The organism is Streptomyces sp. NPDC046915 (assembly GCF_040644935.1).
Classification (GTDB): domain Bacteria; phylum Actinomycetota; class Actinomycetes; order Streptomycetales; family Streptomycetaceae; genus Streptomyces.
Window position 1 is genome coordinate 84,491 of sequence record NZ_JBEYXB010000006.1, and the last position, 18,273, is coordinate 102,763.

Sequence of the window (18,273 nt, forward strand, 5' to 3'; positions counted from 1 at the left end):
GTGCGGATCTCGAGGGGAGGTCCGCACCGGCCGCACAACGAGGACCGAGGATGACCAGCGATCACCGCCCCTGCTGTACGCCGAGCGCCACCACCGTCATCGCGGGGCCGGGCCGGGCCGGGCCACCGGCGCAGGCTGTCCGGTCACGGTCCACGAAGGGACAAGTCCACCTCCAGGGCGGCGAGTTCGCGATGGGGGACGCCTTCGGGGAGGGGTATCCCGCCGATGGGGAGGGCCCGGTCCACCAGGTGCGCCTGAAGCCCTTCCACATCGACGAGACCGCGGTCACCAACGCCCAGTTCGCCGCGTTCGTCAAGGCCACCGGCCATGTGACGGACGCCGAGCGCTACGGCTCCTCCGCCGTCTTCCACCTCGCCGTCGACGCGGCACCGGCCGATCTGCTCGGCAGAGCCGCCGGCACCCCGTGGTGGATCAACGTGCGGGGCGCGCACTGGCGTTGCCCGGACGGGCCGCGCTCCGGCATCGCGGACCGCCGCAACCACCCGGTCGTCCATGTCTCCTTCAGCGATGCGACGGCATACGCGCGGTGGGCCGGGAAGCGACTGCCCACGGAAGCCGAGTGGGAGTTCGCGGCCCGCGGCGGTCTGGCCGGCCGGCGCTACGCGTGGGGCGACGAGCTGACCCCGGGCGGCCGCTGGCGCTGCAACATCTGGCAGGGCCGGTTTCCCGACCACAACTCGGCCGAGGACGGCTATCTGACCACCGCACCGGTCCGGTCCTACCGGCCCAACGGCTACGGGCTGTGGAACACCGCGGGCAACGTATGGGAATGGTGCGCCGACTGGTTCTCGCCCACCTACTACGCGCAGGCACCGGTCGACGACCCGCGCGGGCCCGAGGCGGGCACGACGCGCGTGCTGCGCGGCGGGTCCTATCTGTGCCACGACTCGTACTGCAACCGCTACCGGGTGGCTGCCCGTTCCTCGAACACACCGGACTCGTCCAGCGGGAACCTGGGTTTCCGGTGCGCGAACGACGCTCTCCCGGGATCCTGAACGGGCGTCGGCGCCTTGAGCCTCTGGAGGATCTCGCCGATCAGCTCGCGCAGGTCGTCCTCGTCCCGGGCGAGGCCGTAGAGCAGGAAGTCGGGCCGGGCGACGAACGCGGAGACCCCGTTGGCCGTGAAGAACTCGCGGTAGGTGCCGTCGGCGTCTTCGATGTGATGCGGCGACGCAGGGTCCAGGCTGCCGATGGTGACGCCGATCCGGGCCAGGTGGGCCAGCTGCTCTCCGCACAGCACCGCCGCCGGGTCGAATGCCGCGACCACCGAAAACCCGCCGCCCCCGGCGACGTCGTCGAAGCGCCCGGTCACACCGCCGCGGCGGATCACGCCCTGCGGGCTCGCGTCGCCGAGGACGCCTGTCACCCGGCCGCCGGCGTCGTGGTGCAGGAAGCCGGTCTTGGGGCCCGGGAAGATGTCCGGTGCCGGCGGTCGGCCGCGCATGGCCAGGTCGCGGGCGTGGGCCGCACGGGGGTCGGTCAGGTTGACGACGTCGCAGAGTTCGATCGAGACGCGCAGCAGCTGGTTGTTGTGTGCCTCGCGCTCCTGCTGGTAGGTGTCCAGCAGTTCGTCGTCGGCCAGGCCGCGCAGCACCAGGTCCAGCTTCCAGGCGAGGTTCTTGGCGTCGCGCATGGCGGCGCAGGCCCCCTTCCCTGTGTACGGGGGCATCGTGTGGGCGGCATCCCCGGCCAGGAAGGTCCGGCCCACACGCCACGACCGCGCGATACGGGTGAGGAACGGGTAGACGACCTGGCGGATGATCTCGACGTCGTCCGGACCGAGGCCCCAGGTCTGCGAGAGCCACTCCCAGGCGACCTCGGGACGCTCCATCTCGGTGGCGTCCTCGTGTTCGTGCAGCCGGATCTCGATGCGGTGCCGCGTCCGGCCGACCGGCATCCACATGTACGGGCGCTCCGGCTGCATCCGGAACTCGACGGTCCGGGGCGGGAGCGGGCAGCGGGCGCTTGACGACGGTGTCGAAGTTGAGCCAGCGCTCGTTGACGCCGAGGTCGTCGACCTCGACGCCCAGCAGATCCCGGACGGTGCTGCGCGCGCCGTCGCAGCCGATGACGTAGCGTGCGGTGATCGTCCGGTGCGTCGCGGGGTCGGTGCCCTCCCGCGACCCGCGCCAGGTGCCGACCGTCGCGGTCGTGCCCGAGTCGTCCTGCCGGAGATCGATCAGCGCGGTGCTCCGCAGCAGCAGGGCGTTCGGGAACGTGGTGAGCCGATTCTCGATCGCTTCCTCGATGTGCGGTTGGAAGATGCTGTAGGCAGCGGCGAACCCGGCCATCCGGCCCGTCATGTCCTGGGTCATGGACAATTCGCCGTCGGCGCCCCACCACATCGTCCGGTCGATGAGGGCCGCCTCGCGCAGTGCCTCGTCGACGTCGCCGACCGACTGCACGATGCGGGCGGTCTCCCCGTCGACCGAGGCCAGCCGCGGCAAGGAATACGGCGCCGCCCAGCGGTCGATCGCAGCCACCCGGTGCCCGGTGCCCGGCGCGGGCGAGCGCGCCGGCCGCGACCTGCCCGGCGGGGCCCAGTCCCACCACGAGCACGTCCACATCGATCGTTTCGATCACCTGCGTGTCCATGTGAGTTCCTCGCTCATTGACGATTGCCGCCGTCGGGATGAGCCTGCCCGTCGGTGATCACCGCGCCAATGGCCGCCGCACACACTGTCTGCGCACCCGCGTGTACTGCGAGGACATCCCCCCGCTGGAAGTGTTGGAGGAGAAAATGACGACGTCCCGCGAGCGGGAGCTGGAGGAGTTACTGGATGCCACCCTGCAACTGAGTGGCCAGGACGACGTCCAGGGCTTGCTCGACGTTCTGGTGAACCGGGCCCGGACGCTGGTCCGCGCGGACACCTCGCACCTGGACATGCTCGATCCGGAGCGCGAGGAGATCCGGGTCGCCGCGATGACCGGCGCGGCCACCGGGTCCCCGGCGAGCGTTCGTATGCCGCTGGCGGATGCCCTGTCCGCCTCCGTCTTCGAGTCCGCGAGGCCGCACCGGGCGCTGTGCCCCGCCGAAGCCGGCACCGACCGCAGGTGGTTGCCGGATCCGCGCGCCACACCCGGGCGGATCGCTTCCGTGGTCGGGATCCCCCTGCGCTCGTCCGGTGGGGTGCGCGCGGTGCTGCTCGTGGGCTGGCGCGGCTCGCACCGCGTCACGACCACGGAACTGGATCTGCTCGACCGGCTCGGCGACGTGAGCGCGCGCCGGACGCACTCCGGAGCGGTTCAGGACGGCGCCGGGACGACGGGGGAGGCCGGGGCAGGGTAGGGGGAGGTGGACGGGGTCGGTGAGAACGAGGGTGTGTCGGAGGGCTGGACCGGGGTGCCGGAACCGCCTTCCATGACGGCGAGCAGTACGCACAGAGCGGCTGCGGCCAGGCCGAGCAGCACCATGACGGTCGGACGGGACGGAAGGAGGGACCGGCTGGGTACGGCCGGGAGGGCGGGGGGCCGCAGGTGTCTCAGCTCGACGCTGTCGGCCCGGACCGACAAGGCGTCGCGCAAGCGTTGTTCGATCGCCTCGTGGTCGGCGTGGCCGCGGCTCACCACCGGATCTCCGCGGACCGCCGGCTGTGGCAAGGACAGGGGCGCGGCTTCGGGGGGTGCTCGGTCATCGAGGGACCTCCAGTTGTCTGCCGAGAGCGTCCAGGGCCCGGCTGGCGGTTGATTTGACCGTCCCGCGCGAGATGCCGAGGGTGTCGGCGATCTGGGCCTCGGTGAGCTCCGACCAGTAACGCAGGACCAGGACCTCGCGCTGCCGGCGGGTGAGGCGCTGCAACGCGTCGATCACTTCCTGATGGGTCTCGGCAAGGAGCACGCTGCTGTCGGCGGACGGGACATGGCGTTCACGCTCAGGAACGTGGGCGCGTGCCGTACGGCGTCGGCGCAGAACCGAGCGGGCCGTGTTGACCACACTGGTGCGCAGGTACGCCTCGGGGTCGTCCAGGCCCGCGAGCCGACGGCCGTGGCGGCGCAGAAGCGCGGTGAAGGCGTCCTGCACCACGTCCTCCGCTGTCGGGAGGTCGTCCACGAGGAGCAATGCCATCCGCACCAGTGCCAGCCGACGATGGTGGTAGAGCTCATGAAAGCTGTACGCGTCTCCTGCCGGCGCGGCACCGGGGGAGACGGCTTCGGACAGCCGTCTCCCACCGTCCCGCCGGCTCGCCGATGAGTGCCGGCCGAGTCCCTCCCGCACTCGGCGCAGCAGGTCCACGCCGCCGTGGAACAAGAGGGGCACCGGCCTGCGCCTGTTCCGCCACCGGGGAGCCGACGGCGCGGCGGCAGGGATGGTCGCTGTTCTCACATGTCTCCTGGACGTCGCGGTACCGGTCCGCCCGCCCGGTGCTCCGGGCGGGCTGACCGGTACCGCAGGGTCTGAGCCGTGCGGCATGCATTCACGGGGTGTCGCCGAACGACCTGTAGTCGGTCAGCGGGCCGGAATGCCGAAGAGCCTCACTTGGCCGGAGCCGTGATTTCCACCGTGTCGCAGACGTCGGCCCCTCCGGGGCAGGACGGGGCGGTCTGCGCGGGCTTGGCGTCCGCCGGAACGTCCGTCTCCGAGCTCGCACCCGGCTGCTCCGACCCGGATACGGCGGGAGCAGCCGGGGCGGTGGAGGTGGCGTGGGCGGTGAAGGCTCCGCCGAGGGCCAGTGCGACGCCCACCGTGGTGGCGCCCACAGCGGCGCGAACTCGACCCGCACGGAGGCGGCGGACAAGGGTGTGACGTACTGACATCTTCGGTCCTCGAATCATCGGTTTCGATCTGCCGGCCGTCCGTCAGGGGTGGCTTCCCTCCCGGCGGCCCCGTGCTGGAGGCGCATCCACCCCGACAGACGTTCAAAGGCCCTGGGGGTTGCAGGTCGAGCGGGACGGATCGCAGGAAGTACGGTCGGCCAGGCCCCCGGGCCGCTCAGGACCCCTGGGCAGAGTCCTGGAGGGCACGGAAGTCGTCGAAGAATGCGGGGTTGTGCGCCATGTCGCCGTTCGCCGAAGACCGGGCGACGAGATTGGTGTACAGACTGTTCAGCAGCCACGGCGTCTTCGCCGGCCTGATGTCGCGGACCATGGCGGGCTGCTGGAGCGTGCCGTAGGTCGCGACCGCCAGCCGGCCCGTCGCACGCAACTGCCGTACCTGACGGGTCGGACAGTTCCGGTGCGAGGCGAACCAGGAGCTCTTCATCAGCAGGTCGTGCCACCGTTGCTGGGGGACCGGGTGCGCGGCGGCGTCCCGTACCGCCTCCCACACGACCGTGCCGGCCGGCACGTCGTAGCGGTCGGCGTAGGCGGCGGGCACTGGGTCGCTCCAGTGCTGCTTCCACCAGTGCACCAAGGAGAACTCGGTGGCCAGGAAACGCTGTTCGGGACGCATGCGCTTCAGCACGAAGTCCGTGTACGCCTCGGTGTCCTCGACGGCTGCGACGTGCGGGTGGATGTCCACGCCCTCGATCTCGGGTGTGGCCTTCACATGGGCCAGCCAGTCGTCGGCGGCGGGGGTGCGCCGGGCCGGGTCCTCCAGGTGGTTCAGGGCGCCCATGTACAAGCGCGTACGGCAGCCGCGTGCGCAGAGTTTGCCGCGCTCGGCGATCACATGCGCGGCGACCGCGTGGTGGGCTGTTCGGGAGCCTGCGTGCTGTCGAGTCCGGGCATCGCGACGAAGCCGCGCACCCAGCTGGTGCGCAGGTCGTCCAGGACCGTGGTGGTCATGCCACGGGGCTCCTCGTTGAAGTTCGCGCCCAGTGCGCCCTTCGGGTCGGCACGGGCCGTGCGGATTCGACGCTCGGCCCCGCCACTGCGCGGGCCGGAAACGGCGTTCGCCGTCAGACCGAACCCCCCGAGCAGCAGGGCGGAACCGCCGGCGAGTCCGATGAGGCCGCGACGGCTGAGCCCCGCCGCTCGGCCTGGTCCTCGGCGGTCGCTTCGTCATGATCCTGCATGTATGCCGGTTCAAGTGCCGCGCGCTGCGAACTGCGGCTGTCCGACGACCTCGCGGTACACCGACGATTTCGACCGCCTTCAGAGGCTTGCTTCCTCCCGCGTGTCGAAGGCTTCACGGGCGCGTGTGATGGCGGGCATGTTCTCCGAGGCCCACGTGAGCAACACGTCGATGGGAGGCCGCAGGGTCTTGCCGAGTGGCGTGATCCGATACCTGATCGCCACCGGGCGGGTGGATACGACCTCGCGCTCGATCACACCGTTTCGCTCGAGTCGCCTAAGTGTCGCGGTCAGCGACTTCTGCGTGACCTGCGGAATGGCTCGGCGCAACTCGTTGAAGCGACACGGGCGTTCGCACAGTTCACTGAGAACGCTCAGCGACCACTTGTCGAGGACCTGGTCGAGCAGCTCGCGATGCGGAGGGGTGAGGGGGATGGTGTCCATGGAGAAACCTGGTCTCGTTGAAGTGTCCTTCTTGCACTAAGTATCTTACGAATACCTAGATCAGAGGGAGAACACTGATGGCTGTCCAGCACTTCACCCCGGAAGGCATGCTGCAACCGGTTCCGTATCACCACGTGGCCGTAGGCACCGGCGCCACACACATCCACGTCAGCGGGCAGATCGCCCGCCGGGCCGACGGGACCTCGGTCGCACCCGGCGACCTGGCCGGACAGGTCGCCCAGGCACTGCGCAACACCTCCGTCGGGCTGGCGGGCGCGGGCGCGTCGTTCGCGGACGTGCTGCGCCTGACGTTCTACGTGACCCGGTGGAGCCCGGAGAAGATCGGCGACTTCATGGCCGGTGTGGAGGCCGTCGCCGACGAGATCGGGCTCCAGCTCCCCATGCCGCCGGCCTCCCTGATCGGTGTCGACCACCTCTTCGAGCCGGATGTGCTCGTAGAAGTCGAAGCGACTGCACTGCTCGACTGACCCTTGCGACGGCACCGTCCTGCCGGTCCATCCGCTGGACGCCGCCCGCACCGGGATGAGCGCCCCGGTTCCGCTGCTCACGGGCTGGAACCGCGACGAGGACCGCTTGTTCCTCGTGGCCGCGAACATGCTCGACGCGATGGACGAGCCCGCCCTGCTCGACGCGGCGCGGGCTTACGGGCTCGGACCGGAAGCGGTGGAGATCTACCGCGCCGCGCGACCCGGCGCGACCCCCGGCGATCCGCTCGCGGCGGTCAGTACCGACTGGTCCTACGCCGTGCCGGCCCTCCGGTACGCCGAGGCCCGCATCGCCGGGGGCGCCGGGCCCACCTGGGTGTACCGCTTCGACCATCTGGAGCCGACCGACAACAACGGCTTCGGCGCCTGCCACGCGTCGGAGGTGCCGTTCGTCTTCCGGACCGAGGGCCATGACAGCGTACGGGCGCTCACGGGGGACGCCCCCTCGCCGACGGCAGCCGCCACAGCACACGAGGCGTGGGTGTCCTTCGCCCGGGAGGGCACGCCCGGCTGGGAGCCCTACGACACGACCCGCCGCCCCACGGCACTGATCTCGGAGAAGATCCGCGTGGTCGACGATCCCGCGGGCGACGAGCGTCGCGGCTGGGACGGTATGCGCCAGGCATTCCGTCCCAGGAGGCTGCGGACGGGTGACGCAGCTGTCGGCCGAGGGTTTTTGAATGGGTGAGGGCCAGAACCGCGGAGACCCTCAGACGGTGAGAAGGACGTTGATGACGACGCCGATCGCGACCGCCGCCAGGACCCACCCAGGGCCACATGGGACGCTCCGTGGGCGGCTTCCATCCGGTCGAATCTGGCACGGTTGCTCCTCGCTTGCCGAGTGACGGCGGGCTCGTCCCGCAGGTGCGGCGTCTGTGCGCCGCCTCCATCGTGGACCGCGCACGCGCGCATCACAGTGGGGCCGGCTGCGCCTCTCCAGGTGCAGTTCTCTGCACCTCGTGGCGCGGCACACCGCGCCGTCATGCCCGCAGACAGGCCAGCACCGCCAGCACCCGGCGGTGACCGCTCTCCGGCGTGGGCATGCCGAGCTTGGCGAAGATGTTCCCGATGTGCTTGTTCACGGAACTCTCCGTGGATGAACAGCATCCGGCCGATGGTGCTGTTGTTGTGCCCCTCCGCCATCAGGGCCAGCACCTCGCGCTCCCGCCCCGTCAGCGAGGAGAGCGGATCGTCGCCCACCTTCTGGATCATCAACTGGGAGATGACCTCGGGATCCATCACGGTCCCGCCCTCGGCGACGCGCTCCAGGGTGTCCAGGAACTCGTCGGTGCGGCCCACCCGGTCCTTGAGGAGGTAGCCGACGCCCGAGGCGCTCTGCGCGAGCAACTCGGCGGCGTAGGCCCGCTCGACGTACTGGGAGAGCACCAGGACCGGCAGGTCCGGCAGGTGTCTACGGGCCTCCACCACCCCCCGCAGACCGCCGTCCCGGAAGTCCGGGGGGAGGCGCACGTCCACCACGGCCACATCGGGGCGGTGCTCCAGCAGAGCGGCCGGCAGGTCGTCCGCGTTGTCGACCGTCGCGCACACGTCGTGCCCCTCACCGGCGAGGAGCAGCACCAGCCCCTCCCGCAGGAGGGCGTTGTCTTCGGCGATCAGGATCCGCATGGAATCTCCACTTTCAGTACGGTCGGCCCACCGGGCGGACTGAACAGCTCGGTGCTGCCGTCGAACGCGGCCACCCGGCGCCTGAGACCGAGGAGGCCGCCCCCGGCGTCCTCCGACGCGCCACCCCGGCCGTCGTCCTCCACCCTGATGGAGATCGTGCTGTCGGTGACGCGCAGCCATACCAGGGCGGTCCGCGCGCCACTGTGCTTGGCGACATTGGTCAGGGCCTCGGACACCACGAAGTAGGCGGCCGCCTCCACCGCCGCCGGCGCCCGGGCCGGTGGGCCGTCCGCGTCATCGACGTCGATCTTCGTCGGGACCTCGCACAGTCCCGCCACCGCCCGCACCGCGTCGACCAGACCGCGGTCGGCGAGCACGGGCGGATAGATGCCGCGGACCAGCCGGCGCAGCGACTGAAGGGCCTGCTCGGCCAGTTGCTGAGCCGCGTCCACCATCTCCGGTGCCTGCTCCGGCCGTTGGGCGAGTGCCCGCTTGATCATGCCGAGCCGCAGCGACACGGCGACCATCCCAGCCTGGGCGCCGTCGTGCAGATCGCGCTCGATGCGCCGCAGTTCGGCGTCGTGGGCGTCCAGCGCCTCGGCCCGGGTGACCGCCAGCTCACGGACGCGCTCGGCCAGTCGGACCTTCGGCCGCGCGGTCAGCAGCCGGCGTGCGACGGCGCCGTGCGCGCGGGCCAGCAGCGAGGTGATCGCCATCGCCACGACGGCCAACCGGAGCCCCGCGAACAGAGCGGCGATCGCCCTGCCCCAGGAGTCGACGTCGAACGCGATGACCGCGTCACGTTCACCGGGAAGGAGCTTCCACCAGACGGGCGCGGTCAGCCATGGGAGAGCGGCAACCTGCTCGCGCCCCAGGCCGCTCGGCACCACCTGACGTCCAGGGCGCACGAGCCGGCCGCCGTCGCACGGGTGGACCGGCCCGGCCGCGCCGCCGAACTCGCCGAGGACCCCGACGACGACGTCCGGGGCGAGGTGGCCGTGCGCCCCGACCTCACCGAGGACCAGCGGGCCCGCGTCCGGCACGCCTTCGAGACCCGGGCCTCATGTGCCACCCGCTCGACTGGGTCGTGGCGCTCCACGACGACCCCGACGCATGCGCCGTCCGGCCGCGTCCGCCCCCTGGTCCGGCGCAGCGTCGCCCGCGCCCGCCGACATGTTCCTGGGGGTGTGGCGGTGGTGGACCGGCGGTACGCCGACGACCCCAGCCCGAGGCTGCGCCGCCTGGCGCTGGACGACCCGGAGTCGACGACCGCCCTGGTCGAACGGCTCGGCACGGACGCCGGCCCCGAGGTACGGTACCGGGCCGCGACCGACCCCCGGCTGTCGGCCGCCTCGGCGGTACGGCTCCTCGACGACGGCGACGACGCCGTGTGCGCGGCGGCGGCCCGGCATCCCGGGCCGCCCGCCCGCGTCATCCGTGCGACCATCGGCACCTGGACGATCCGATCCGGGCAGACGCAGCACACACGAGGTTGATGTCGGATTCCCGCCAGCCCGGCCCGGGGTGGGTGCGCGATCCTGGACGCATGCAGACAGGGATGCACGCCGACCGGGAGCGCTGTGTGCGCGCCGTGCAGTCGAAGGACGCCCGCTTCGACGGCTGGTTCTTCACCGCCGTCCTGACCACCCGTATCTACTGCCGGCCCAGCTGCCCGGTCGTGCCGCCCAAGCCCGAGAACATGACCTTCTACCCGAGCGCGGCGGCCTGCCAGCAGGCCGGTTTCCGGGCCTGCAAGCGCTGCCGCCCCGACACCAGCCCCGGCTCCCCCGAGTGGAACCAGCGCGCCGACCTGGTGGCCCGCGCCATGCGGCTGATCGCCGACGGGGTCGTGGACCGCGACGGCGTACCCGGCCTCGCCGCCCGCCTCGGCTACAGCACCCGGCAGGTCGAGCGCCAGCTCCTCGCCGAGCTGGGCGCCGGCCCGCTCGCGCTCGCCCGCGCCCAGCGCGCCCAGACCGCCCGCCTGCTCATCGAGACCACCCCGCTGCCCATGGCGGAGATCGCCTTCGCGGCCGGATTCTCCTCGATCCGCACCTTCAACGACACCGTCCGTGAGGTCTTCGCCCTCGCGCCCAGCGAGCTGCGTGCCCGGGTACCGAAGCGGAACACCCCCGGCACACCGGGCACCCTCTCGCTGCGGCTGCCCTTCCGCGCCCCGCTCAACCCCGACAACCTCTTCGGGCACCTCGCGGCCACCGCCGTACCCGGCGTGGAGGAGTGGCGGGACGGCGCCTACCGGCGCACGCTCCGGCTGCCGTACGGCCACGGCATCGTCGCGCTGACCCCCGCGCCGGACCACATCGCCTGCCGCCTCACCCTCAGCGACCTGCGCGACCTGACCGTCGCCATCAGCCGCTGCCGCCGGCTGCTCGACCTGGACGCCGACCCGGTGGCCGTCGACGACCAGCTGCGCAGCGACCCGCTGCTCGCGCCCCTGGTCGACAAGGCCCCGGGCCGGCGCGTGCCACGGACCGTCGACGAGGCGGAGTTCGCCATGCGGGCCGTGCTGGGCCAGCAGGTCTCCACGGCCGCCGCCCGCACCCACGCCGCCCGCCTGGTCATCGCGCACGGCAAGCCCGTCGACGACCCCGAAGGCGGCCTCACCCACCTGTTCCCGCCGCCGGAGGCCCTCGCGGCCCTCGACCCGGAGGCACTGGCGATGCCCCGCACCCGGCGCACCACCTTCACCAACCTGATCCGCCAACTCGCCGACGGATCACTTCACCTGGGCCTGGAGAGCGACTGGGCCGAAGCACGCGCCCGGCTGCTCTCCCTCCCCGGCTTCGGCCCGTGGACAGTCGACGTCATCGCGATGCGCGCCCTCGGCGACCCCGACGCCTTCCTCCCGACCGACCTCGGAATCCGGCGCGCCGCCCAGGAGTTGGGCCTGCCCTCCACCCCGGCCGCCCTCACCGCCCGTGCGGCGGCCTGGCGGCCCTGGCGGGCGTACGCCGTCCAGTACCTGTGGGCGACGGACAGTCACCCGATCAACTTCCTCCCTGTATAAGCCCGTACAAGCCAGTACGATCCCACGCAAGGACCACCAAGGACCTCTGATGAAGCAGCACACCGTCATCGACAGCCCCTACGGCCCGCTCACCCTCGTCGCCGAAGACGACGGCGTCCTGTGCGGCCTCTACATGACCGACCAGCGCCACCGCCCACCCGAGGAGACCTTCGGCGACCGCGACGACACGCCCTTCGCCGAGGCGCAGGAGCAGCTCAAGGCCTACTTCGCCGGGGAGTTGAAGGACTTCAGCGTCGAAATGCGCCTGAACGGCACCCCGTTCCAGCGCAGCGTCTGGGACCAGCTGCGCCGCATCCCCTACGGCGAGACCCGCTCGTACGGCGAGCTCGCCGACGCCCTCGGCAACCCCGGCGCCTCCCGGGCCGTCGGCCTGGCCAACGGCAAGAACCCGATCGGCATCATCGTCCCCTGCCACCGGGTGATCGGCGCGGGCGGCTCCCTCACCGGTTACGGCGGCGGCCTCGACCGAAAGAAGCGCCTGCTGGACTTCGAGCGGGGAACGGCACTGTTCTAACCCTCGCCGTACTCCTCCGTCATCGCGGACAGCAGCCGCGGCAGCGCCGTGCCGATCGGTTCCCGTACGACCTCCTCGGCGAGGTCGTCGTACGGCGTCGGCTCGGCGTTGACGATGATCAGCCGGGCACCGTGGTCGGCGGCGACGCCGACCAGCCCGGCGGCCGGCTGCACCTGAAGGCTGCTGCCGACGGCGATGAACACCTGGCAGGCCTTGGCGATCGCCAGGGCGTCGCCCAGCACCACCGGGTCGAGCCGTTCCCCGAACATCACGGTCGCCGACTTCAGAATCCCGCCGCACTCCCGGCACGACGGATCCTCCTCACCGGCCTCGACCCGGGCGAGGGCGTCCTCCATCGGCCCCCGGGCACGGCACTCGGTGCACACCACGCTCCGTGCCGTCCCGTGCAGCTCCAGCACCTTGCGGGCGGACAGCCCGGCGAGCTGGTGCAGCCCGTCCACGTTCTGCGTGATCACCCGCACCGGGAACCCGGCCCGCTCCAGTTCCGCCACCGCCCGGTGCGCGGCGTTCGGCTCCACCTCCAGCGTCCGGTTCTTCCGCCGCATCTGCCACGACCGCCGCCGGATCTCCGGATCGCCCATGTAGTACTCGTAGGTCACGAGCTTCTCGGCCTCCGGATCCCGCCGCCACAGCCCGTTCGGGCCGCGGTAGTCCGGGATGCCGGAGTCGGTCGAGATACCGGCGCCGCTGAGGAGGGCGACGAGGGGCTTGGTCATGGGACCGAGGGTAGGGCGGGGGGACTCGGCGCGGCGAACGGTTATCGGGGGCCGGCGGTCAGGTGAGCCCGGTGTACCGGGGCAGTGCCCGTACCAGGTCGGAGGGGAGGGCGATGCCGTCCTCGGTGGACGGGTCGACCGCGAGCCACAGGTCGTCGTCGGGCCAGTTCACGGCCAGCTCGACGACCGGGATCCTGATCGCCGTGGCCGGGTCGGCCCCGGCGGCCGCCAGCGAGTCGTCCGACGTGAAGACGGGGACGTACCGGTTGCCGTCCTGCTCGATCACCGGCAGGGCGAGAGCGCCTTCGGGTGGCTGCTCCCCTTCGGGAGGCAGCGCCTGCGGGACGAGGGCGACGCTGTTCGCGAGATCGATCAGCGCGGCCTGGGTGTCCTCGGCTGCGGCGGTCGCGTCGACCTGTGCGTCGTCTCCGGGATGCGGGGTGCTCATGGGATCGTCCTCCTCCAATGCGTCCATGTGCGCGCCTGCGTCCGTACGCGCGCCTGGCGGCCCGAGTCCCTGCGTGGGCCGCCCTTAAACCGCCCTTGGCCGACAAATAGGATATATCGGAGGAATGGTCAGGCGACGCGGTGGCCGTTCTCCAGCTCCACCGTCCCCGCACCCTCCGCCAGCACGTCCAGGGCGGCGAGGACGCGGCGGCCCGAGGAGCCGGGCAGGCGGGCGGTGAGTTCCTCGCGGGGGACGAGGCGCCAGGACAGGAGCTCCTCCTCCTGGAGGCGGATCGCCTTGAAGTCGTCCTCGGTGAGCACTCCGCCGTCGTAGAGGTACGCCACCAGCGGCGGCCGTCCCGTCCCGTGCACCCAGTCCACCGCCAGCAGCCGGCCGAGCTCCACGTCGAGCCCGATCTCCTCCAGCGTCTCTCGGCGCGCGCCCTGGCGCGGTGTCTCCCCGTCGTCCGACTCGACGGTGCCGCCCGGCAGGGCCCAGCCCTCACGGTAGTTCGGCTCGACGAGCAGTACCCGCCCCTCGGCGTCCCGGAAGAGGGCGGCGGCACCGGCGAGGACCCGCGGCAGGCCGGCGATGTACGTGGCGAAGTCTGGCGTGGTGGTCATCCAGGGAGGGTATCCGGACGCCGCCTACCGGCCGTCCGCCGTGGCCAGGCGCAGGGTGCGTTCCGCCAGCGCGCTGATTCGTACGCCGTCGAAGCCGAACACCGCGCTGCGGACGGTGTCCTCCAGCGGGTCCTTCCACTGGGCCGGGATGGCCGCCGCACCGTTCAGGACCCCGGCCACCGAGCCGGCCGTGGCGCCGTTGGAGTCGGTGTCCAGGCCCCCGCGGACGGTGAGGGCGATGGTGCGGGTGAAGTCGCCGTCGCCGTACAGCAGGCCGGCGGTGAGCACGGCCGCGTTCGGGACGGTGTGGATCCAGCCGAGCCCGGCCGTCTCCTCGGACACCGTGGCGAGGGTGTCCTGCCACGTCATCCGGGTCCCGTGCAGGGCGGCGACCCGCCGTACGGTACGGGCCAGGCGGCTGCTCGCCGGGACGACGGTGAGCGCGGTGTCGAGGGCGTGGCGCACGGTCGGAGCGGTGAACGCGGCCGAGATCAGCGCCGCCGCGAACATCGCCCCGTACACGCCGTTGCCGGTGTGGGACAGCACCGCGTCCCGGCGGGCCAGATCGGCGGCGCGGCGCGGGGCGCCCGGACAGGTCCAGCCGTAGACGTCGGCGCGGATCAGGGCGCCGATCCACTCCTGGTACGGGTTGTCGTACGTGGCCGTCAGCGGCGGCTTGAGCCCGTTGGCGAGATTGCGGTACGCGGCCCGCTCCGCCGTGAACGTCTGGAGGTACGGCAGCCGCAGCAGCCACAGATCGCCGACCTGCTCGGTGCTGAAGTCGAAGCCGTGGGTCTCCAGCAGGTGCAGGCCGAGGATCGCGTAGTCGACGTCGTCGTCGCGGCAGCTGCCGTGGATACGGCCGCGCACGCACTGGCGCCACTCGGGGCGCAGTTCGAGGGCGTCGGTGTCGTCGGCCGGTTCCGGGAGGTAGTCGGTGAGCGGCAGGGCGGCGGCCAGCCGCAGATAGCGGTCGATGCGGTCGCGCGTCCACACCTCGCCCTGTTCGACGGGTTTGCCGAGCATGTTCCCGGCGATCCGCCCCAGCCAGCCGCCCAGGATGCGGTCGGCGAGTTCCGGCTCGGTTCCCACAGCTGTCATGGCTGAGATGTACCCGGTTTACGGGGCGCGCACAGCCGGATGCCAGGAGGTTCCCAGGGTTCCGGCGGGGCATGACGGCGGGGGGCTTCGCCGGTTAAGGTCACAGCGGCGCGACTGGCCCTGACGTGCGACGGGCCCCGAGAGCAAGGGGTACAAGGTGGCGGACGGTGCAGTGGACGGGACCCGACGGGTGCTCGTCGCCGCGGACAAGTTCAAGGGCTCGCTGACGGCCGTGCAGGTCGCCGAGCGGGTGACGGCCGGTCTGCGCCGGGTCGTGCCGGACGTCGAGGTGGAGGCGCTGCCCGTCGCCGACGGGGGTGACGGGACGGTGGCCGCCGCGGTGGCCGCCGGGTTCGAGCGGCGGGAGGTCCGGGTCGCGGGGCCGCTGGGACAGGACGTGACCGCCGCGTTCGCGCTGCGCGGCGGCACCGCGGTGGTGGAGATGGCCGAGGCGAGCGGGCTACAGCGGCTGCCGGCCGGGGTCTTCGCGCCGCTCACGGCCTCCACGTACGGCTCCGGGGAGCTGCTGCGGGCCGCGCTGGACGCGGGGGCGCGGACCATCGTGTTCGGTGTCGGCGGCAGCGCGACGACGGACGGCGGGGCCGGGATGCTGACGGCGCTGGGGGCGCGGTTCCTGGACGAGGAGGGGGAGCCGGTGCCGCCGGGCGGGGGCGGGCTGGCCGATCTCGCGCGCGCGGACCTGTCGGGTCTGGACCCGCGGCTGTCCTCGGTGGAGTTCGTGCTGGCCAGCGACGTGGACAATCCGCTGACCGGGCCGAAGGGGGCGCCCGCGGTGTACGGGCCGCAGAAGGGGGCCTCGCCGGACGACGTGGCGGCGCTGGACGCGGCGCTGGCGCACTACGCGAAGGTGCTGGAGGCCGCGGTCGGGCCGGAGGCGGCGGAGTACGCGGCGTCCGCGGGGGCGGGTGCCGCGGGCGGTATCGGATACGGTGCTCTGCTCCTCGGTGCGGTGTTCCGCCCCGGCATCGAGGTGATGCTCGACGTGCTCGGCTTCGCGCCGGCGCTGGCGTGGGCGGAGCTGGTGATCACCGGTGAGGGCTCCCTGGACGAGCAGACCCTGCACGGGAAGGCGCCCGCGGGGGTGGCCGCCGCGGCGCGGGCCGCGGGCAAGGAGGTCGTCGCGGTGTGCGGCCGGCTCGCCCTGCCGCCGGAGGCGCTCGGGCGGGCCGGGATCCGGCGGGCCTACCCGCTGACCGGCATCGAGCCGGACGTCGCCGCGTGCATCGCGGACGCGGGCCCGATCCTGGAGCGGGTGGCCGAGTCCATCGCCCGCGACTTCCTGACCTGACCACGACTCTCGCCCCCGCCACCCCTACCCATTCCCACCCCAGGGGCTCAGCCCCTCCAACCCCACCGGAGGCTCCGCCCCCCCCCCGGGCCTCCGGGCGGGGACTGCGTCCCGGGCCCTGTGGGGAACCCGCCCGTGCGGCCCTCGTGGGGGTGCTCGGCCGGGGTCGGCCCCTCCGGAGGGGGCTGGGGCGGAGCCTCAGCGGGTGGTGGGGTCGTGCCTGGGGGTGGAAAGACGGAAGGCCCCGGACCGGGGAGGTCCGGGGCCGACGTCAGGGTGGGCGTTACGGCAGTTGGGCCGCTCGTGCCTCTCGCCGGTTGTCGCGGAAGTTGTTCACCCGGCGGGCCGTGGCGAACAGCGGGATCACCGCGCCCATGACGAGCTGAAGGGCGCAGCCCGTCTGGAGGAGGAGCTGGCCGCTGGGGGCGTCGAAGGCCCAGGCGGCCAGGAGGCCCATCGAGAGGACGATCCAGGAGAGCATCGCCGCGGCGAGGCGCCCCCGAGGCTTGGGGTACTCCACACGGCTCACCATCAGCCACGCCGTGCCGAGGATGGCGAGGAGCGTCGCCACGAAGGGGAGCTCCAGCAGGACGATCGACACCACTGTCAGCGCGCCGAACGGGGATGGCATGCCCTGGAACATGCCGTTCGCCGGTGTCACGCACGAGAAGCGGGCCAGGCGGAGCACGACGGCCAGGAGCACCACGATTGCCCCGAGCGCCGCCACTCTCTGGTGCGCGTCGTCCGCGACCATGCCGTAGACCAGCACGAAGTACGCCGGCGCCAGCCCGAAGCTGATCAGGTCGGAGAGGTTGTCCAGCTCCGCCCCCATCGGGGAGGAGCGCAGCTTCCGCGCCACCAGGCCGTCGAACAGGTCGAAGACCGCCGCGCAGAGCATCAGGATGACCGCCGTGGCCGCGCTGTGGCGGGCCATGCCGGTCTCCTGGTCACCCGTGAGGTGCGGGATCAGGATGCCGGTGGTGGTGAAGTACACCGCCATGAACCCGCACGTGGCGTTGCCGAGGGTGAGGGTGTCCGCTATCGAGAGGCGGAGAGAGAGCGGCATCTCCTCCTCTTCGTCCACCTCGTCGGCCTCAGGCACCCAGCCCGCCTGTGTCTCCGGATCAATCACGGTCAATGCGAGTCACCCCAGCCACGGTCTTCTGGCCGACCTCGACCGCGACCTCCACGCCCTCGGGCAGGTAGAGGTCGACACGCGAGCCGAAGCGGATCAGACCGATACGGTCGCCCTGCTCGACCTTCGTCCCCTGGGGGATGTAAGGCACGATGCGGCGGGCCACCGCGCCGGCGATCTGGATCATCTCGATGTCGCCGAGTTCGGTGTCGAAATGCCAGACTACGCGCTCGTTGTTCTCGCTCTCCTTGTTGAAGGCGGGAACGAAGCCACCGGGGATGTGTTCGACCGACGTCACCGTGCCCGACAGGGGCGCGCGGTTGACGTGGACGTTGAGCGGACTCATGAAGATCGCGACGCGGGTACGCCCGTCCTTCCACGGCATGATGCTCTGCACCACACCGTCGGCGGGCGAGATGACCAGGCCCGGGGCGATCTCGCGCTCGGGGTCGCGGAAGAACCACAGCATGCCCGCCGCGAGCGCGGTGGCGGGCACGGCAACGGCCTTGGCGGCGCCGGAGCGGCGTGCGCGGGCCAGGCTGAGGGCTGCGGTGGCGACGGTCGGGAGAAGCCACGGCGATGCTCCGCGCGCAAGGCGTACGCCGGCTCGGCTGTCGCGAGGTGCAGAGGTTTGGCTGTGGGGCATGGATGACCTTCGTAGCGGATGATGCCGCGCTGGAACGGGGGACGGCGGCTTTCCCGGGATCGTACCGGTCGCGGGCCGCAACTGGGCAAGCCAGGAAGCCGAGTCGGCGGCCGAAGAGCGTTGACGGGGTGTGATCTTCTTCTCGAAGAAAACACCCCGCAT

General features: G+C 72.0%; 21 protein-coding genes and 2 pseudogenes. 8 read left to right on the forward strand and 15 right to left on the reverse strand.

From position 1 onward, the window contains the following. The first annotated feature begins 50 nt into the window (after positions 1-50). Complete coding sequence (locus ABZ915_RS16945; RefSeq protein ID WP_361802698.1) at positions 51-1,016, forward strand: formylglycine-generating enzyme family protein; 966 nt, start codon at positions 51-53, stop codon at positions 1,014-1,016. On the opposite strand, the gene ABZ915_RS16950 is transcribed toward ABZ915_RS16945, so the two are convergent. Together ABZ915_RS16950 and ABZ915_RS16955 are read right to left on the reverse strand one after the other, a co-directional pair. Further along, positions 923-2,056, reverse strand: coding sequence for an FAD-dependent monooxygenase (locus ABZ915_RS16950; protein ID WP_361803840.1), 1,134 nt, complete (start codon positions 2,054-2,056; stop codon positions 923-925). The genes ABZ915_RS16945 and ABZ915_RS16950 overlap by 94 nt on opposite strands. Continuing rightward, positions 2,022-2,588 (reverse strand): annotated as a pseudogene (locus ABZ915_RS16955) (FAD-dependent monooxygenase); the annotation flags it as partial. The pseudogene ABZ915_RS16955 and the gene ABZ915_RS16950, both read right to left, overlap by 35 nt. Before the next feature lie 173 nt (positions 2,589-2,761). On the opposite strand from ABZ915_RS16955, the gene ABZ915_RS16960 reads away from it, so the two are divergent. Then, a complete protein-coding gene (locus ABZ915_RS16960) occupies positions 2,762-3,310 on the forward strand; it encodes a GAF domain-containing protein (RefSeq protein WP_361802701.1) in 549 nt (182 codons plus the stop codon). Here ABZ915_RS16960 and ABZ915_RS16965 read toward each other — a convergent pair. The 5 genes from ABZ915_RS16965 to ABZ915_RS16985 all read right to left on the reverse strand — a co-directional run bounded on the left by ABZ915_RS16965 (position 3,268) and on the right by ABZ915_RS16985 (position 6,417). After that, positions 3,268-3,588, reverse strand: a complete 321-nt coding sequence (locus ABZ915_RS16965) for a hypothetical protein (protein WP_361802704.1) — start codon at positions 3,586-3,588, stop codon at positions 3,268-3,270. The genes ABZ915_RS16960 and ABZ915_RS16965 overlap by 43 nt on opposite strands. A gap of 64 nt (positions 3,589-3,652) precedes the next feature. Continuing rightward, positions 3,653-4,180, reverse strand: coding sequence for a SigE family RNA polymerase sigma factor (locus tag ABZ915_RS16970; protein WP_361803843.1), 528 nt, complete (start codon positions 4,178-4,180; stop codon positions 3,653-3,655). Positions 4,181-4,494: 314 nt separating this feature from the next. Further along, a complete protein-coding gene (locus ABZ915_RS16975; RefSeq protein ID WP_361802706.1) occupies positions 4,495-4,719 on the reverse strand; it encodes a hypothetical protein in 225 nt (74 codons plus the stop codon). A gap of 232 nt (positions 4,720-4,951) precedes the next feature. Continuing rightward, positions 4,952-5,575, reverse strand: coding sequence for a hypothetical protein (locus tag ABZ915_RS16980; RefSeq protein WP_361802709.1), 624 nt, complete (start codon positions 5,573-5,575; stop codon positions 4,952-4,954). A gap of 479 nt (positions 5,576-6,054) precedes the next feature. After that, positions 6,055-6,417 carry a helix-turn-helix domain-containing protein gene (locus ABZ915_RS16985; RefSeq protein ID WP_361802712.1) on the reverse strand — a complete coding sequence of 121 codons (363 nt, stop codon included), beginning with the start codon at positions 6,415-6,417 and terminating at the stop codon, positions 6,055-6,057. A 77-nt stretch (positions 6,418-6,494) separates the two neighbouring features. Between ABZ915_RS16985 and ABZ915_RS16990 the strand changes: the two genes are divergently transcribed. Together ABZ915_RS16990 and ABZ915_RS16995 are read left to right on the forward strand one after the other, a co-directional pair. Then, positions 6,495-6,905 (forward strand): RidA family protein, encoded by a 411-nt coding sequence (locus ABZ915_RS16990; RefSeq protein ID WP_361802715.1) that lies wholly within the window; start codon positions 6,495-6,497, stop codon positions 6,903-6,905. Positions 6,906-6,939: 34 nt separating this feature from the next. Then, on the forward strand, positions 6,940-7,611 hold the full coding sequence (locus ABZ915_RS16995) for a carboxylesterase family protein (protein WP_361803846.1): 672 nt from the start codon (positions 6,940-6,942) through the stop codon (positions 7,609-7,611). A gap of 292 nt (positions 7,612-7,903) precedes the next feature. Here the strand turns inward: ABZ915_RS16995 and ABZ915_RS17000 are convergent. Continuing rightward, a pseudogene (locus tag ABZ915_RS17000) lies at positions 7,904-8,549 on the reverse strand (response regulator transcription factor). Continuing rightward, positions 8,537-9,457, reverse strand: a complete 921-nt coding sequence (locus tag ABZ915_RS17005; protein WP_361802718.1) for a histidine kinase — start codon at positions 9,455-9,457, stop codon at positions 8,537-8,539. The pseudogene ABZ915_RS17000 and the gene ABZ915_RS17005 overlap by 13 nt, the downstream one beginning before the upstream one ends. 21 nt (positions 9,458-9,478) lie before the next feature. Here ABZ915_RS17005 and ABZ915_RS17010 point away from each other — a divergent pair, with 21 nt between their 5' ends. The 3 genes from ABZ915_RS17010 to ABZ915_RS17020 are packed head-to-tail and all read left to right on the forward strand — an operon-like array spanning position 9,479 to position 12,112. Then, positions 9,479-10,045, forward strand: a complete 567-nt coding sequence (locus ABZ915_RS17010) for a hypothetical protein (protein ID WP_361802721.1) — start codon at positions 9,479-9,481, stop codon at positions 10,043-10,045. A gap of 50 nt (positions 10,046-10,095) precedes the next feature. Continuing rightward, positions 10,096-11,577, forward strand: a complete 1,482-nt coding sequence (locus ABZ915_RS17015) for an AlkA N-terminal domain-containing protein (RefSeq protein WP_361802724.1) — start codon at positions 10,096-10,098, stop codon at positions 11,575-11,577. 49 nt (positions 11,578-11,626) lie between these two features. Further along, positions 11,627-12,112, forward strand: coding sequence for a methylated-DNA--[protein]-cysteine S-methyltransferase (locus ABZ915_RS17020; protein WP_361802727.1), 486 nt, complete (start codon positions 11,627-11,629; stop codon positions 12,110-12,112). On the opposite strand, the gene ABZ915_RS17025 is transcribed toward ABZ915_RS17020, so the two are convergent. From ABZ915_RS17025 to ABZ915_RS17040, 4 genes are all read right to left on the reverse strand, one after another. Further along, on the reverse strand, positions 12,109-12,849 hold the full coding sequence (locus tag ABZ915_RS17025) for a Sir2 family NAD-dependent protein deacetylase (RefSeq protein ID WP_361802730.1): 741 nt from the start codon (positions 12,847-12,849) through the stop codon (positions 12,109-12,111). The genes ABZ915_RS17020 and ABZ915_RS17025 overlap by 4 nt on opposite strands. A 58-nt stretch (positions 12,850-12,907) precedes the next feature. Continuing rightward, complete coding sequence (locus ABZ915_RS17030) at positions 12,908-13,297, reverse strand: SseB family protein (RefSeq protein WP_361802733.1); 390 nt, start codon at positions 13,295-13,297, stop codon at positions 12,908-12,910. Positions 13,298-13,425: 128 nt separating this feature from the next. Then, positions 13,426-13,920: an NUDIX hydrolase gene (locus tag ABZ915_RS17035; protein WP_361802736.1), complete on the reverse strand. Its 495-nt coding sequence runs from the start codon at positions 13,918-13,920 to the stop codon at positions 13,426-13,428. A gap of 24 nt (positions 13,921-13,944) precedes the next feature. Continuing rightward, positions 13,945-15,021 (reverse strand): ADP-ribosylglycohydrolase family protein, encoded by a 1,077-nt coding sequence (locus tag ABZ915_RS17040; RefSeq protein WP_361802739.1) that lies wholly within the window; start codon positions 15,019-15,021, stop codon positions 13,945-13,947. Positions 15,022-15,211: 190 nt separating this feature from the next. On the opposite strand from ABZ915_RS17040, the gene ABZ915_RS17045 reads away from it, so the two are divergent. Further along, on the forward strand, positions 15,212-16,330 hold the full coding sequence (locus ABZ915_RS17045) for a glycerate kinase (RefSeq protein ID WP_361803850.1): 1,119 nt from the start codon (positions 15,212-15,214) through the stop codon (positions 16,328-16,330). A gap of 283 nt (positions 16,331-16,613) precedes the next feature. Here the strand turns inward: ABZ915_RS17045 and pssA are convergent, their stop codons facing one another. Then, positions 16,614-17,432 carry a CDP-diacylglycerol--serine O-phosphatidyltransferase gene (gene pssA, locus ABZ915_RS17050; RefSeq protein ID WP_361803853.1) on the reverse strand — a complete coding sequence of 273 codons (819 nt, stop codon included), beginning with the start codon at positions 17,430-17,432 and terminating at the stop codon, positions 16,614-16,616. A 22-nt stretch (positions 17,433-17,454) separates the two neighbouring features. Beyond that, positions 17,455-18,111 (reverse strand): phosphatidylserine decarboxylase, encoded by a 657-nt coding sequence (locus ABZ915_RS17055; RefSeq protein WP_361802741.1) that lies wholly within the window; start codon positions 18,109-18,111, stop codon positions 17,455-17,457. Between the last annotated feature and the right edge of the window lie 162 nt (positions 18,112-18,273).